The 14,339-nt window shown below is 72.9% G+C and carries 14 protein-coding genes; 1 reads left to right on the top strand and 13 read right to left on the bottom strand.

The features are described from left to right. Positions 1-114 precede the first annotated feature (114 nt). From AS97_RS41400 to manD, 5 genes are all read right to left on the bottom strand, one after another. Complete coding sequence (locus AS97_RS41400) at positions 115-537, bottom strand: YchJ family metal-binding protein (protein ID WP_210566708.1); 423 nt, start codon at positions 535-537, stop codon at positions 115-117. Between the two features lie 86 nt (positions 538-623). After that, the gene (locus AS97_RS41405; RefSeq protein ID WP_210566709.1) at positions 624-1,655 is read right to left on the bottom strand and encodes an NAD(P)-dependent alcohol dehydrogenase; all 1,032 of its coding nucleotides are present in this window, start codon (positions 1,653-1,655) and stop codon (positions 624-626) included. Positions 1,656-1,664: 9 nt separating this feature from the next. Then, complete coding sequence (locus AS97_RS41410; RefSeq protein ID WP_210566710.1) at positions 1,665-3,038, bottom strand: MFS transporter; 1,374 nt, start codon at positions 3,036-3,038, stop codon at positions 1,665-1,667. Beyond that, a complete protein-coding gene (locus AS97_RS41415; RefSeq protein ID WP_247204657.1) occupies positions 3,035-4,504 on the bottom strand; it encodes a mannitol dehydrogenase family protein in 1,470 nt (489 codons plus the stop codon). The genes AS97_RS41410 and AS97_RS41415 overlap by 4 nt, the downstream gene beginning before the upstream one ends. After that, on the bottom strand, positions 4,501-5,718 hold the full coding sequence (gene manD, locus AS97_RS41420; RefSeq protein WP_059142921.1) for a D-mannonate dehydratase ManD: 1,218 nt from the start codon (positions 5,716-5,718) through the stop codon (positions 4,501-4,503). Before manD ends, AS97_RS41415 begins: the two co-directional genes overlap by 4 nt. A 148-nt stretch (positions 5,719-5,866) precedes the next feature. Between manD and AS97_RS41425 the strand changes: the two genes are divergently transcribed. Continuing rightward, on the top strand, positions 5,867-6,625 hold the full coding sequence (locus AS97_RS41425) for a GntR family transcriptional regulator (protein ID WP_059142920.1): 759 nt from the start codon (positions 5,867-5,869) through the stop codon (positions 6,623-6,625). A gap of 84 nt (positions 6,626-6,709) precedes the next feature. Here the strand turns inward: AS97_RS41425 and AS97_RS41430 are convergent, their stop codons facing one another. The 8 genes from AS97_RS41430 to AS97_RS41465 all read right to left on the bottom strand — a co-directional run bounded on the left by AS97_RS41430 (position 6,710) and on the right by AS97_RS41465 (position 14,338). Then, positions 6,710-7,393 carry a discoidin domain-containing protein gene (locus AS97_RS41430; protein ID WP_247204658.1) on the bottom strand — a complete coding sequence of 228 codons (684 nt, stop codon included), beginning with the start codon at positions 7,391-7,393 and terminating at the stop codon, positions 6,710-6,712. Between the two features lie 488 nt (positions 7,394-7,881). Beyond that, a complete protein-coding gene (locus AS97_RS41435; RefSeq protein WP_210566711.1) occupies positions 7,882-8,442 on the bottom strand; it encodes a phage tail protein in 561 nt (186 codons plus the stop codon). Further along, positions 8,443-10,416 (bottom strand): putative baseplate assembly protein, encoded by a 1,974-nt coding sequence (locus AS97_RS41440; RefSeq protein ID WP_059142918.1) that lies wholly within the window; start codon positions 10,414-10,416, stop codon positions 8,443-8,445. After that, positions 10,413-10,820, bottom strand: coding sequence for a GPW/gp25 family protein (locus tag AS97_RS41445; RefSeq protein WP_059142917.1), 408 nt, complete (start codon positions 10,818-10,820; stop codon positions 10,413-10,415). Before AS97_RS41445 ends, AS97_RS41440 begins: the two co-directional genes overlap by 4 nt. A 3-nt stretch (positions 10,821-10,823) precedes the next feature. Beyond that, positions 10,824-11,099, bottom strand: a complete 276-nt coding sequence (locus AS97_RS41450; RefSeq protein ID WP_059142916.1) for a PAAR domain-containing protein — start codon at positions 11,097-11,099, stop codon at positions 10,824-10,826. A gap of 74 nt (positions 11,100-11,173) precedes the next feature. Next, positions 11,174-13,096, bottom strand: coding sequence for a VgrG-related protein (locus AS97_RS41455; RefSeq protein ID WP_125761430.1), 1,923 nt, complete (start codon positions 13,094-13,096; stop codon positions 11,174-11,176). 3 nt (positions 13,097-13,099) lie between these two features. Beyond that, positions 13,100-13,903, bottom strand: a complete 804-nt coding sequence (locus AS97_RS41460; protein ID WP_125761432.1) for a peptidase M23 — start codon at positions 13,901-13,903, stop codon at positions 13,100-13,102. Positions 13,904-13,906: 3 nt separating this feature from the next. Further along, entirely contained in the window at positions 13,907-14,338 is a 432-nt protein-coding gene (locus tag AS97_RS41465) for a phage tail protein (RefSeq protein ID WP_059142913.1), read from the bottom strand. Position 14,339 lies beyond the last annotated feature (1 nt).

Below are 14,339 nucleotides of genomic sequence, written 5' to 3' on the forward strand. Positions count from 1 at the left end.
CGCCCCAGCATCGCCCCGGAGTTGACCGGGCACCAGAAGGCGTCGGCGACGACACGGGAAACAAATGACCAAGTCGGAGCGGACCGTGATCGCGCCGGCCGCCGTGAAGCGAGGTCAGTCGCCGGTCACACCGTCGAGATAGACCCAGTCGCCCTCGTGCCGTACGAAGCGGCTGTTCTCGTGGAGCGAGCCCGCGCGGCCGCCCTCGGTGTAGTGGGCGCGGAACTCGACGGTGCCCGTGGTGTGGAACGCGCTGCCCTCGCTGGTGCCCAGGATCTCCAGGCGCACCCAGCGCAGCCCCGGGTCCGGCACGGCGCCGGGCGGCCGGGTGGTGGGGTGCCGGCTGCGCAGCAGATACGCCTCGTCCCCGACGGCGAAGGCGCTGTAGCGCGAGCGCATCAGCTGCTCGGCGGTGGTCGCGCGGGCCTGGCCGCGGTGCAGCCGGCCGCAGCAGTCGTCGTAGGCCGCGGGCAGCCCGCAGGGGCAGGAGGCCGGGGTGGGGCGGGCCGGCTGCGGGCGTCGGGTGCGTCGGGACATGACCCCATTGTGACGGGTGGGACGGGGCGGGGTGCCGCCGAGGTCCGGGCGGCGGCTCAGGGCTCGGCCGCCCGGACGGCCATGGCTCAGGGCTCGATGACGACCTTCAGCTGTGCGGGGTCGGAGAGCGCCGTCTCGAGGGCGTCCGCCGTGCGTTCGAGGGGGAAGCGGGCGGTGACCAGCGACTCCAGGTCGATCCGTCCGGTGGCGGCCAGGGACACCGCCGCGGGGAACTCCCCGGCGTAGCGGAAGGCGGTGACCAGGGTGAGCTCCTGGCGCTGCATCCAGGTCAGCGGCAGCGTGGTGCGGGGCTGGGGCGGGTTGCCGACGGCGACCACGGTGCCGCCGGGGCGTACCGCGTGCGCGGCGGCGGTCAGGGCGGATTCGATGCCGGAGCAGTCGAGTGCGATGTCGAACACCGGATCCTGGGGGAGGGGTTCACGGGAGGTGTCCAGGGCGCGGTCGGCGCTCAGGCGGCGGGCGTGGGCCAGCCGGCCGGGGTTGACGTCGGTCACCACGGTCTCGCCCGCCCCCACGGCGCGGGCGGCCTGGAGGACCAGGAGGCCGATCGGCCCGGCGCCGGTGATCAGCACCCGGTCCCCGGCGGTGACATTGCCGCGGCGCACCGCGTGCAGGGCGACCGCGAGGGGTTCGATGAGCGCCCCGGAGGTGAGGGGGAAGTCGTCGGGGAGCGGATGGGCGAACTCCGCGGGCACGGTCAGATGCCCGGTCAGGGCGCCGTCGGTGGGCGGGGAGCCGAAGCAGCGGCCGTGCGGGCACTGGTTGTAGCGGCCCGCGCGGCAGGCGCGGCAGCGTCCGCATGGGATGGCGGGCTCGATCGTGACCCGGGTGCCCGCGGCCAGGGGGACGCCGCCTGCCACGACCGTTCCGGCCGCCTCGTGGCCGAGCGCGGTGGGGGAGCGGAGCACATTGGGGCCGTTCTCGCCGTGGGCGTAGTAGTGCAGGTCGGAGCCGCACAGCCCCACCGCGCCGATCTTTACGAGGACGTCGCCGGCGGCGGGTCGGGGAAGCGGGCGCCGCTCGATGCGCACGTCCTTGGGGCCGTGCAGGATCGCGGCGGTGGCGTCGTTCATATCGGGGTGGTTCTCCTCGTGCATGAGTGGGGCTCAGGCGGCGGACAGCCGCAGCGGTTCGACGCGCTGGACGACCAGGCCGTAGGTGAGGGCGCCGACCACGCACAGCGCGCCGGACAGCATCAGCGGTGCGACGAAGGAGTGGTGGAAGAAGCCCAGCAGCAGCCCGGTGGTGGTCGAGCCGAGGACCCCGGCCAGGTTGGAGGCGAAGTTCTGGATGCCGCCGAGCGAGGCGACATGGCGCGGGGTGGGCGCGACGTCGGCGGGCAGGCTGGCCACCGAGGCGGCGGAGAAGGCCAGGCTCGCGTAGCTGACGGACAGCAGTGCCAGGGCCCACATGGCGCTGGGGACGAGCACGGCGAAGGCGATGACCGAGGAGAAGAGCATGCCGCACACCAGACAGGTCTTGCGGGCCCGGGTCACCGACCAGCCGCGGCGCAGCAGCGTATCGCTGGTCCAGCCGCCGAGCAGACTGCCGGCGATGGCGACGATGCCGGGCAGGGCGCCGTAGAAGCCCAGCTTGAGCAGGTCGAAGCCGCGGGCGTCGACGAGGTAGCTGGGGAACCAGGTGATGAAGAAGTAGATGACGTAGTTGAGGCAGAAGAAGCCGATCATCATGCCCCAGACCGTGCGGTGGCGGAACAGGTCGCGCCAGCGCACGGCGGGTTCCTCCGGGGCCGTCTCCTCGGCGGGGCTCTCCTCGAGCCGGGCGCCGCCGGCCGTCACGTACGCCCGCTCCTCGGCGCTGAGTCCGTCGCGCGCCGTGGGCTCGCGGTACGTCTTCAGCCACAGCGCCACCCACAGCAGGGCCACGGCGCCGGTGACCCAGAACGCCATCCGCCAGCCCTGCCAGGCGATCAGCGCGGTCACGACCGGGGCGGCGACGGCGGTGCCGGCGCGGGCGCCGTTGTCCCAGACGCTGTTGGCCAGCGCCCGTTCGCGGGCCGGGAACCAGCGGGAGACGGACTTGGCGCACGAGGGGTAGGCCGGGGCCTCGCCCGCGCCGAGGGCGAGGCGGGCGAAGAGCAGGCTGCCGATGCCCCGGACGAAGCCGGTGCCCACGGTGACCAGCGACCAGAGCAGCCCGCCGATGGCGAACATGCGCTTCTCGCCGTAGCGGTCGATCAGCGCTCCGGCGGGCAGTTGGCCCAGCGCGTAGGTCACGAAGAACATGCTGAGGATGACGCCCTGCCACTCGGGGCCGATGTGCAGGTCATCGGTCATATAGGGCAGGGAGATGGAGATGGTGGCGCGGTCGACGTAGTTGACGGTCATGCCCAGGAAACAGAGGAAGACCATCAGCCAGCGGGTGTTGTGCCGCAGGCCGCGTGGGCGCGGTGGCCCGGTCGTGGCCTCGTCCTGGGAGGATGGCGTGTCGGTGGCGGGGGCGACTCTGGGCGTCTTCAAGGCGGCTCTCCTTTGCGGGGGCGGTGCGTGCGGTCAGCGCGGCGGCCGGGGGCCGGAGTCCAGCTCCGCCCGTACGGACGTGACGAGGGCGGTGTCGTCCGCGAGGTCCTCGGCGCCCAGCAGCCGCAGCAGCCGGCGCGGGGCCTGGGGGTGCGGGCCGTCCCAGGCGCGGCGCAGCTCCTCGGCGCGCGGATCGTCCAGGGGTGGTCCCGGGTGCGGCGGGCCCAGGCGGCGAGGGCCGTGGCCAGGAGGGGGGTGTCCCGTCCGGCGGCGCGCAGCTCGCGCAGTGGGGCGAGCCACCGTTCGGGGATCTTCTGGGACCCGTCCATGGCGATCTGCTGGACGCGGTGTTCCATCGCGGGGTTGGCGAAGCGGTCCACCAGGCTGTCGATGTAGGCGGGGAGGTCAAGACCCTCGGTGGGCGGCAGGCTCTGGGCGGCCTCGGCGCAGTAGGCGCGTACGGTCTCCTCGCCCCAGGGGGTGGCCAGGACATCGGCGACGGTCTCGCATCCGGCGGCCAGTCCGAGATAGGCGATGAGCGAGTGGGCGCCGTTGAGCAGCCGGAGTTTGGCGAGCTGGTAGGGGCTCACATCGGGGACGAAGCGGACCCCGGCCGCCTCCCAGTGCGGGCGGTCGGCGGCGAAGATGTCCTGGAGCACCCACTGGGTGAACGGTTCGCCGGTGACCGCGCCCGCGTCGGCCACGGTCAGCGCGCGGGCGGCGGCCCGCCGGTCGGCGTCGGTGGTGGCGGGGACGATGCGGTCGACGACGGTGGCGGGGAAGGCGACCGAGCCGGTGATCCAGTCCAGCAGGCGGTCACGGTCCTCCCAGGCGGTCGCGGCGATGAACTCCCGCACCAGGCGCCGCAGTACGGCGCCGTTGTCGGCCATGTTGTCGCAGGACACCAGCGACACCGGGGCGCCGCCGGCCCGCAGCCGGGCGCGCAGCCCCGCCGCGAGCTGTCCGGCCACGCTCGCGGGGGCGGGCCGTCCCTCCAGGTCACCCCGGACGAGCGGGTCCTCCAGGGCGAGTCCGCCGGTGGCGGCGTCGCGCCGGTAGCCCTTCTCGGTGACGGTGAGGCTGACGACGGTGACCTCGGGGGAGGCGAGGAGCGCGTCGAGCCGGGCGCCGTCGTCGGCGGCGTGCAGCACCTCGGTCACGGTGCCGACCACGCGGGTGGCCCCGTCCTCGGGGCGCCGCTCGGTGAACGAGTACAGCCCGTCCTGCGGGCGCAGGGCGTCCACGACGGACCGGCTGCGCTGGGTGACACCGGCGATGCCCCAGCCACCACCGTGCGCCGCCTCGGCGGCTTGTGTGTAGAGGGCCTGGTGGGCGCGGTGGAAGGCGCCGATGCCCAGATGCACGATCCGGGGGCGCAGCGCCCGCGGGTCGATCGGCGGGCGGCTCTCCGCGGGGACGCCGGGCAGGGTGGCCAGGGACAGGCGCCGTGGGGGATCGGTGCTCACCAGTCGTGCACCGACCCGTCGGTACGGCGGCTCACCGGAAGGTACTTCGGGTCGTACGGGAAGCGGGCGGCCGCCTCCTCGTCGAGTTCGATGCCGAGGCCGGGCGCGGCCGAGGGGTGCAGCGCGCCGTCGCGCAGCTCGTAGGTCGGCCGGAACACCTCATGGGTGAGCGGGTCGTGCGCCATGTACTCCTGGATGCCGAAGTTGGGCACGGTGACATCGAGGTGGACGGCGGCCGACATGCTCACCGGCGACAGGTCGGTGGCGCCGTGCGAGCCGGTGCGCACCTGGTACAGCTCGGCGAGGTGGAAGATCCGCCGCAGATGGGTGATGCCGCCGGCGTGCACGACCGAGGCGCGGATGTAGTCGATGAGCCGCTCGGTGATGAGCTGCTGGCAGTCCCAGATGGAGTTGAAGACCTCGCCGACCGCTATCGGCGTGGTGGTGGAACGGCGGATCTGGCGGAAGGACTCCTGGAGCTCGGCGGGGGTGGGGTCCTCCATCCAGAACAGCCGCACCTCCTCCAGGCTGCGGCCCAGCCGCCCCGCTTCGGTGGGGGTGAGCCGGTGGTGGACGTCGTGCAGCAGATGGAAGTCGAAGCCGAACCGTTCGCGGACCGCCTCCAGATAGCGCGGTGCGAAGTCCAGATACGCCTCGGTCGACCAGGGCTGTTCCTCGGGCAGTGTGCCGGTGGCGGGCTCGTAGACGGTGGCGACCGTGCCGTGGCGGATGCCGTAGGTCCCCGGTGAGCCGGGGACGGCGGCCTGGGCTCGGATCGCGCGGTAGCCCATCTCCTGGAAGCGGGCGACGTCCTCCAGCAGCTCGGGGACGTCGCCGCCGCTGGCATGGCCGTAGACCATGGCGCCCTCGCGGGCCTTGCCGCCCAGCAGGTCGTACACCGGAAGGCCCGCGACCTTGCCTTTGATGTCCCACAGCGCGGTGTCCACGGCCGAGATGGCGGTCATGGTCACCGGGCCGCGGCGCCAGTAGGCGCCCTTGTAGAGGTAGTGCCAGGTGTCCTCGATACGGGCGGGGTCGCGGCCGATCAGCAGCGGTACGAGGTGGTCCTCCAGGTAGGAGGCGACCGCGAGTTCGCGGCCGTTGAGGGTCGCGTCACCGAGACCGGTCACGCCGTCGGAGGTGGTCACCTTCAGGGTCACGAAATTGCGACCCGGCGAGGTGACGATGACCTTGGCCTCCGTGATCGTGGCCATACGCATGTGCTCCTCACTGAGCGGGCTCCCGGGGGTTCCGGAGGGTTCCCGGGGGGCTCCCGGCGGGCTCCGGGGTGGAGTCCGGGCTGTCGGTCGGCTACCATACAAGTACGTCAGCGAGGCGAGTCAAGGGTTCGGAAGGGGTCAGATGGCACCGGCGGAGGGACTGCACGCGGCACGCTCCCGGGGGCGCAACACCCGGCAACTGGTCCATGAGGTGCTGCGTTCGCGCATTGTCAGCCTGGAGCTGGAGCCCGGCTCCGCCGTCTCGGAGAACGACCTGGCGGCCGAGCTCGGGGTCAGCCGCACCCCCGTCCGCGAGTCCCTGATCCTGCTCGCCGACGAGGGGCTGGTCGACATCTATCCCCAGATGGGTACGTTCGTCTCGCGCATCCGGGAGCGCGATGTCGCCTCCGCCCAGTTCATCCGGGAGGCGCTGGAGTGCGCCGCGCTGCGGGAGGCCGTGGAGAAGGCCACCGCGCGGGACGTGGCGGAGCTGCGGGTGCTGCTCATCGCGCAGGAGGAGGCCGACGACCAGTCCGATATGCAGGGCTTCTTCCAGCTGGACGAGGAGTTCCACGCCCGGCTGATGGCCGTCAGCGGACACGCCTCCGCCTGGCCCGTCGTCAGCCAGGCCAAGGCCCAGCTGGACCGCGCCCGCAGGCTGTCACTGCCCATGACCCAGCAGATGTCCCTGCTCATCGGCCAGCACCGGGAGGTGGTCGACCTGCTGGAGGAGGGCGATCTGGACAGGGCCGACGGGGCGCTGCGCTCCCATCTGCGGCTGGTCTTCAGCGATGTGGAGAAGATCCGCGCCAAGCACCCGGAGCTCTTCAGCGACGAGGACGCCCCCCTCAGGCCGCGCCGCGACAGCGCCCGGCGCACGGCCTCCCGGGGAGAGGGCTGACCTGGCCGGGTGCGACCGGCCGGCCCGGGCGCGGCGTGACCGTCGTCCGTCCTCTTCGACCGGCCGTCAGGGACGCGCCCCACGTCACTGACGGCCGAAGAACTCCACCTCGGCGATGGCCGTCCGCCGGTCGGAGCGGGCGCCGTACGCCGCGTCGACCGACAGCCGGATCCGCACCACGTCCGAGCCGTGCACATCGAAGCTCTGCTGACCGGGCTGGTCCTGGAGGTTGACGCCCTTCGTGGTGCGCTTGCCCTCCGAGGTGACCAGCGTGAGGGTGAGCTCCGAGGGCCGCGCCTGGGTCAGGAACTCATCCGCCTTCGCCGAGCGCCCCGAGGTGATCAGCAGCTTCCGCAGCCGCACCGGCCGGTCGAAGTCGGCCTCCAGGTACTGGCCCGTGCCCGGGCCCGCGGTGGCCGGTGCCCAGTACCGGTTGTTGTAGCCGTCGAAGGCCGCCCCGGCCCGGTGTCCCGGCGCCTGGCTGGAGCCGCGCACCGCCGTGGGGTGCAGGGCCTTTGGATCGCCGGTCCGGTCCTGGGTGAAGGTGAAGACCTCGGACAGCTGGGACCGGGCGAACCACGCCGCCGCGGCCAGCACCAGCACCAGGACCGGAAGGGTCAGCCGGGGCCGCGGCCAGGTCCGGTGGGTGGGCCTGCTGCCCGCGGCCAGCGGGCGCTGGGCGTCGCGCCGGAAGATCCGGCGCCACCAGGGCAGCCGACGCGGCCGGCCGGGTTCCGCCGCGGAGTCGAGCAGGATACCGCAGCGCATACAGAGCCTGCGGTCCGACGGATTGTCCGCACGGCACCGGGGACAGGGGCGGCCGGGGCGGCGCGGCAGGGCGTCCGGCCTCGGGGGCGCCGCCGGGGGCTCGTCCGGCGCACCCGGCCGGTGGTCCGGACCGGTATCGGTGTCCTCCGGCCGGTCCCCGGGCCGCCGGGGCGCCGCCGCGGGCTCGTTCGGCCGCACGGCGGGCGGTGTCACAGCGTGCGGAGCGGCGGCTGGAGCGGCGGGCGGAGCGACAGTCGGAGTGGCAGGCGGGGCGGCGGGCGGAGCTACGGGCGGAACGACGGGCGGGGCGGGTGCCGGGTCGGAGGGCCCGGTGCGCGGTCCTTCGCCCGTACCGGAGCCCGGCGGACTGGCGGGCGGCGCCGAGGCCCCCGGCCGCCGGTCCGGTTCCTCGTCCCAAGCCAGGAACGCCTCGCAGGAAGCGCAGAAGTGCGCCCCCGCCTCATTGCGGTGTCCGCAGTCGGGACAGATCATGACGCTCCCGTCCCCTCGACCGCGACCTCCACGCGGTAGACGACATGCGCCGGCACCTCCGCGGCGAGCAGCCGCTCCAGCCGCAGCCGGGTCGGCGTCACCGCCTCGGCGTCCGGCACCGTGAGCCGCACCGTCACCCACGGCCGCGCCGAACCGGGCAGCGGCGCCCCGGGTTCGGTGGACCAGTCCGTGGCACCGCTCTCGATGATCTCCGGTTCGATACCGGTCTCCACGCGCACGGCCGCCGCCAGCCCCTCCCGGGTGCCCCGCCGGCGGTGGCGGGTGACGGCGCTCGCCACCACCGCGCGCCGCTGGGTCACCGGGCGCTCCGGGTCCACCTCCACCGCCACCCACTCGGCCAGCCACGCCAGCAGATCCTCGGGCGCGGTGCGCGGATGCAGATGTGCGGGCAGATTGTCCAGGGTGAGCAGCACCGGTGCCAGCACTTCATCCAGGGCGCTCAGAAACCGCTCCAGGAACGGATGGTCGAGATAGACGGCGGGAAGCTGATGGAGCAGGGGATGGGCCGTGGGCAGCCCGGGAAGTGTTCCGCGCACTCATGCCTCCCGTACCCGCAGCTGGTGCTCATAGCTGAACACCAGCGCATGCCGGTCCAGTTCGATCCTCGTGGTGGCCTCCGCCCGCTGCCCGGTCACCGGGTCCGCCGGGAACAGCCGTACGTCCTCGACGAGATCCACGCCGGGCACCCGCTGCAGCACCGCGAACACCTCACCGGAGTGCACCGGCCGCCCGAACGGCCAGCCCTGCCCCTCCGGCCCGCCGGTCAGCGGGTTGAAGTAGCCGTACAGCGCGGTCAGCGCCGCCTCCCGCAGCCGCTCGGCGGCCACCCCGCGCCCCGCCTGCACCGAGGCGACCACGGTCACGCCCTGGTAGTACGGCGGTCCCACCGACAGCCGGGTGCCGATCGGGCGCCGCTCGTCCAGATAGGCCGAGATCATGGCGAGGGTGTCCGGTGGCGGGATCAGCTCCTCGAACCGGATCCGCCCCCGTTCGTCATCGCGCCCGGCCGGGACGACCAGCAGCCGCACCCCGCCCGCCGGATCCTCCCCTTCGCCACCATGGCCATCGGCCTCACCCGCCGGTACACACGCCACCCGGGCGGCGTCGGGCGCCACCTCGCGGGCCAGCTGCTCGTAGTCATGCGGTACGACCGCCCGGTGCAGGGTGCGCAGCGTCAACGGGCCCCGCACCCGCGCGTTCTCCACCGTCTCGCCGTCCACCCCACCCAGCGCCGGGCGCCGGTTCTCCACCCGTGCCACATACGGCAGTGAGCTGCGCAGCACCCGCAGCGCACCGCGCGCCACATTGCCCCGGTGCCCGCCCCCCGTACGGTAGGCGCGCACCCGCACCGGCGAGCCCTTCGGCGGCACCGCCCCGAACAGCCGCAGGGTGCCGTCGGGCTCCCGCACCGCCGGGCCGAAGTCCACCTGCCCGGAGTTGGGGTCCAGCGTGATGTGCCGGTCGTACGGCGTGGAGTGCGCGAAGTTGTCCACGCGGATCCACTCCACCCAGCCGTGGCCCTCGGCCACTTCCACCACGAACGGCTCTTCGCCCGCCACCACCGGGGGCCGCGCCACCCGGAAATCCTGCCCCGGCACCCCCTCCGACAGGCCCAGGACCTCCTCGACCACGTTCTCCGCGTGCGCGGCCTCCACCGTGCCGCCGATGGTGAACGCACTGGCCTGACGTACCGTCGGGGATGCCACATAGGTGGGCTGGTCAGCCGCCGCCTCCAGCAGCCGGCAGCGCAGCCACCCCCCGGACTCGCGCACCACCACCGAGGCGGTGTGCGTGGCCGGCACATGCAGGATGACCTCGCCGGCCTTGTTGAACCCGCCGGTGTCGTCCTTCTCCACCTCGCAGGAGGCCCAGGCGCTCCCGTCCCACGCCTCCCACAGCAGTGGCGGGCGGCGCGGATCCACGCCCACGCCGTCCACCCGGCAGTCCAGCCGCAGCACCACCGCGCAACCCGGCACCGGCTGGGAGAGACCGAGGTAGAGACAGTCGCCAGGGGTGGGCGTGCGGCCGAAGCAGGGCACATCACGGCCCAGGCCCAGCTCCTGCGAGCGGTCGGTGGCATCGCCGGTGGCCGGCCAGGTGGCCAGATGGGTCAGGTCGCACGGCACCACCGACAGATTGCGGCCGGTGGTGAAGACCACCGCCTCCTCGGTCTCGGTGCGCACCGTGGCCACCTCCGTGCCCGCCTGGATCCGCACCGGCTCCGGCTGCGGCGCCGACAGCCAGAACGTGGCTTCGGTGCGCGCCGCCGTCGGCGGATAGAGCCGCACCCCGATCAGATCGAGGAAGGCCAGATAGTTCTTGTCCGGCACCCGGTTGAGCCGGTACACGAGCTGGTCGACCATGGTGGCGAACGCCTCGATGAGCGTGACCCCCGGATCGGAGACATTGTGGTCGGTCCACTCCGGACAGCGCTGCTGCACCAGCCGCTTGGCCTCGTCCACCAATCCCTGGAATCTCCGGTCGTCCAGGTTCGGGCTGGGGAGTGTCATCCGCCCTCCTCGCCGTGCGGGATCACATAGAACGGGAACACGAGGTTGCGCGGGTCGTTCGCGCCGCGCACCGCGTAGCCGATGTCGATGTAGAGCACCCCGTTGTCCGCCTCGTCGAAGCGGACGGCGACGTCCGCCACCTCGATCCGCGGCTCCCACCGCTCCAGGGCCAGCCGCACCTCGTAGGCCAGCTGCCCGGCCGTACCGGCGTCCGCGGGCGCGAACACATAGTCGCCGAGGGCGCAGCCGAACTCGGGCCGCATCGGCCGCTCACCGGGCGAGGTGGCCAGGATCAGCCGGATCGACTCCTCGATCTCCCGCTCCTCGCGGACCAGGGCGATCGATCCGGTGGCGTCCGTACGGGGTGGGAACGCCCAGCCCGCGCCGATGAACTGCCGCCCCATCCCTCACCCTCCGATCAGTACGCTCGGGCACCCGGACGTGATGGGCGAGCCGCACCCCGCCGTGTCACCCACCCGCGCCGCAGGCCGGCCGCCGATGAGCACCGTGGAGCTGCCGGGCGGGGCGATCTGCGAGGTGCTGTGGGCGGCGGGGGAAGCGCACTGGTGGGCGGTGCCCACGGTGGCCGCGGGCCGCCCGCCGATCAGCACGGTGGGCTCGCCGGGCGGGCCGATCACCCCGGGGTGGCCGGTGGGATCGCCGACGCGTGCGGCTGCTGGCATGTGCTGTGCCCCCTGCCTGGTCGCTGTCTCTTCGCTTGTCTCTTCACACCGGCTCGTCGCTGTCGTGTGCGGTGTCAGTTGATGCGCACCATCGGCGCGCTGACGGAGAGCGAATCCCCGCCCTTGAGCTCGGTGCGGGTGGTGCCGCTCACCGCCACCTGGCTGCCCCGCACCTCCACCGCCCCGCCGGTGGACAGCTTCACCTGGCCGTTGCCGCCGTCCACCTGCACGCCGCCGCGGGCGGTCAGCTTCACCGTGGCGCCGCCCAGCTCCAGCGTGCCGTCGCCCGCGTCCAGGGACACCCCGCTGCCCGCCTTGATGGACACCTGCTCCTTGGCCTCGATCTCCACCGTGCCGTCGCTGTGCACCACGATGGCCGTGCCCTTGCGGTCGAGGTTGATCCTGAGCTTTCCATCGCCGGTGACCAGCCGTACGCCCTGTGGGCCGTTCGCCGCGTCGAGCAGTTCCAGCTTGTTGCCGCCACGGGAGCCGAACGCGCGCTTGTTGACCGCACCGCTGGTGGGGTCGACCGCATCCGCCTCCTGGCCGTCTCCCTGGCCCTGCTGAGGACCGAGACCCTGCCCCTGCCCCGAAGCGCCCTGCCCCTGCCCCGGCTTGTCCTTGCCGTTGTAGAGACCGGCGAGCACATACGGGCGGTCCAGATGGCCCTGCTCGAAACCGATCAGCACTTCGTCGCCGACCTCGGGGATGAACGCCTCCCCGCCACCGGTCCCGCCCGCCTGCGCGGTGCGCGCCCAGTCGCTCGCGTACTCGTCGGACAGCCAGGGGAACCGCACCTTGACCCGGCCGAGCCCGTCGGGGTCCTTGGTGTCGGTGACCGTGCCGTTGGCCAGCCCCGAACAGCGGGAGGCCGTCTCCGCGCCACCACCGCCGGACCCGCCGCCGGTCAGTCCGAAGAGCGAACGCTCCTGCTGCCCGGACACCGTCACCCAGGTCTCATAGCCGCGCACCGGGTCGAACACATGCCGCGAGGAGGTGACGGTGTAGCGCCCCTCGAAGGGCTTGCCGACCCCGGCCAGGGTGACCGCGCCACCCGCCCGCACCTCCGGATTGCCCCGGATCACCGCCTCCAGCTCGGCGAACGACCCCGCGATCCGCGCCGCCAGGGCGCTCGCGGCCTGGTCCACCTGCGCCTGGTGCCCGTACGGCGCGTCGGACACCACAAAGCTGGCCTCGCCGAACGGCCGCGCCACCTCCGCCGCCGTCACCCCCAGGTCCAACGTCGCCGCCTTGCCCGCGTCCGCGCGGCCCACCAGCGGTTGCTTGGTCTTGACGTCCCAGCCCCGCACCTCGACCGTGGACACCTGCTCGGCCGCCGACACCCCGGCCCGGCAGCGCAGCAGATTGTCCCCCATCTCCAGCACCAGGGGGTCGCGGACGGCGCGGGCCGAGGTGTCCGGGGCGCCGCCCGCCTCGGTGGGCTTGGCGACATGCAGCCGTCCGTCCGTCACATACACCTGGGCGCCCGCCTCCTCGGCGAGTCCGCACAGGAACTCCCAGTCGCTGATGTTCGGCTGCGCCACATGCTCCAGCACCGGGCCCGCCACATCGACCTTCCCCGGCTTCAGCCCCGCCCGCCGCGCCACCCGGACACAGATGTCGGCGAGGGTCATGTTCTGGTAGCTGGCCACCTGACGGCCCCGGAAGAGCCGGTGCGACTCGTCCAGCCCGCGCACCACCGTGAAGGTGCCGGTGTCGTCGATCTCCACCTCCAGCGCGGTGACGCTCCCGGTCAGCAGCGGACGCGGCGAAGTCCCGCCCCCGGCGCCGGCCAGCAGCCGCACCTCGGTACCGATCTCCACCCCCGCCTGCTCCAGCAGCACCCGGCTGGGGTCGCGAAAACGCAGCACGAACAGATCGGGCAGCGTACGGCTGTCGTCCACATACCCCTCGACCATCGTGTTCGCCAGCGCGGGGGAGAGCGGACGGCCACCGAACTCCACCACCAGGGCCTTGGCGACGCTCTGCTGGGCCATCGCTCACCACCCCCCGCCATGACCGTCGCCGTGGGCTCCGGCCCCCTTGTCGCGGTCCAGCTCGTCCAGCGCCGGAAGCAGCAGCTCGAGACCGCCCGGCAGCCGCATCGGATCGTCGATCCCGTTGGTCTCCGCGATGACCCGCCATGCCGCCGGATCGCCGTACTCACGCCAGGCCAGCAGCGGCAGCGTGTCGCCGGTGCGCACGCGGTGCACCCGGCGTGCGTGCAGCGCGCCCGACGTCGGATTCTGCCCCGGGGTCTCCCCGGTGATCTCCTCCATCGTCACCTGGCACACCGCCCGGATCGGCACCCCGGAGGTGGTGAACAGGGTGTACTTCGCCTGCACTTGACTGACGTAGCCGGGGAACCCGGTGAGCCCGCCCCAGTGGAATACCACCCATGGCGGCGAGGCCCGCTGCTGCTGCCGGGTCTCGTTGGTCGGCACACAGCAGGTGAACAGCCGCTCCACCGAGGTCACCACGCTGGTGTCCTGGGTGTCGCTCGCGTCGAAGAACATCTCGACGGTCAGCTTGCTGGGCTGCGGCCCCTGATACTCGGGCGGCCCCGCGCTCTTCGCCCCCTTGGCCGGGGTGCGCTTCCAGGCCGCCGCCTTGGTCAGGCTCAGCTCCTTGGGGTTGAACTGGAAGTCGATCCGCCCGCATGGCCCGCCAGGCGTCAGACCGCCACCCGGCGGCGGGGTGCGCAGCTCCAGATAGGCGTGCTCCAGCTTGGGCCGGGCCCCGCCACCTGTCCTGCCCGCGGCGGCCCCGCCGCCCGCCGCGCTGAACGCCACGGGTGAGCTCATGGGTCAGCCCTCCATCACATAGCCGTGGTGGGCGATCTCGATGGTCTCCATGGCCACCTTGGGCGACTCCGGGTTGAACGACGGCCCGGTCCAGCGCACCGGCACCACCTCGAGCAGACCCCACTGGGCCACCTTGTGCCCGTCTCCCGTCCGCGCCTCGATATGCGCGGTGCGGCGGGCGATCCCGGTGGTCATGCTCGCGAACCACTTCGCCACCTTCTCGGTGTCACGGGTCAGCGGCCGGGACAGTTTGATGTTGGGGTACTTCAGCCGAGTGGGCAGCTGCCACAGATGGCTGTTGTTGCCGCCCTCCTCGCGCTGTTCGAGCACCACCTCGCAGCCGAGGCCCTCACAGGTGTTGAACGAGCCGAGCTCGATGCCGTCGACCGTGACGACGAAACAGACGCTGACCGCCGGGTCATCGGTAACGGGCATG

It is taken from the genome of Streptomyces sp. AgN23, assembly GCF_001598115.1.
Taxonomy (GTDB): domain Bacteria; phylum Actinomycetota; class Actinomycetes; order Streptomycetales; family Streptomycetaceae; genus Streptomyces; species Streptomyces antimycoticus.

Coding starts and splice junctions, on each gene's coding strand:
- AS97_RS41465 (WP_059142913.1), bottom strand. CDS start 14,338: ATGCCCGTTACCGATGACCCGGCGGTCAGCGTCTGTTTCGTCGTCACG.
- AS97_RS41440 (WP_059142918.1), bottom strand. CDS start 10,416: ATGACACTCCCCAGCCCGAACCTGGACGACCGGAGATTCCAGGGATTG.
- AS97_RS41460 (WP_125761432.1), bottom strand. CDS start 13,903: ATGAGCTCACCCGTGGCGTTCAGCGCGGCGGGCGGCGGGGCCGCCGCG.
- AS97_RS41430 (WP_247204658.1), bottom strand. CDS start 7,393: ATGCGCTGCGGTATCCTGCTCGACTCCGCGGCGGAACCCGGCCGGCCG.
- AS97_RS41450 (WP_059142916.1), bottom strand. CDS start 11,099: ATGCCAGCAGCCGCACGCGTCGGCGATCCCACCGGCCACCCCGGGGTG.
- AS97_RS41400 (WP_210566708.1), bottom strand. CDS start 537: ATGTCCCGACGCACCCGACGCCCGCAGCCGGCCCGCCCCACCCCGGCC.
- AS97_RS41445 (WP_059142917.1), bottom strand. CDS start 10,820: ATGGGGCGGCAGTTCATCGGCGCGGGCTGGGCGTTCCCACCCCGTACG.
- AS97_RS41405 (WP_210566709.1), bottom strand. CDS start 1,655: ATGCACGAGGAGAACCACCCCGATATGAACGACGCCACCGCCGCGATC.
- manD (WP_059142921.1), bottom strand. CDS start 5,718: ATGGCCACGATCACGGAGGCCAAGGTCATCGTCACCTCGCCGGGTCGC.
- AS97_RS41455 (WP_125761430.1), bottom strand. CDS start 13,096: ATGGCCCAGCAGAGCGTCGCCAAGGCCCTGGTGGTGGAGTTCGGTGGC.
- AS97_RS41425 (WP_059142920.1), top strand. CDS start 5,867: ATGGCACCGGCGGAGGGACTGCACGCGGCACGCTCCCGGGGGCGCAAC.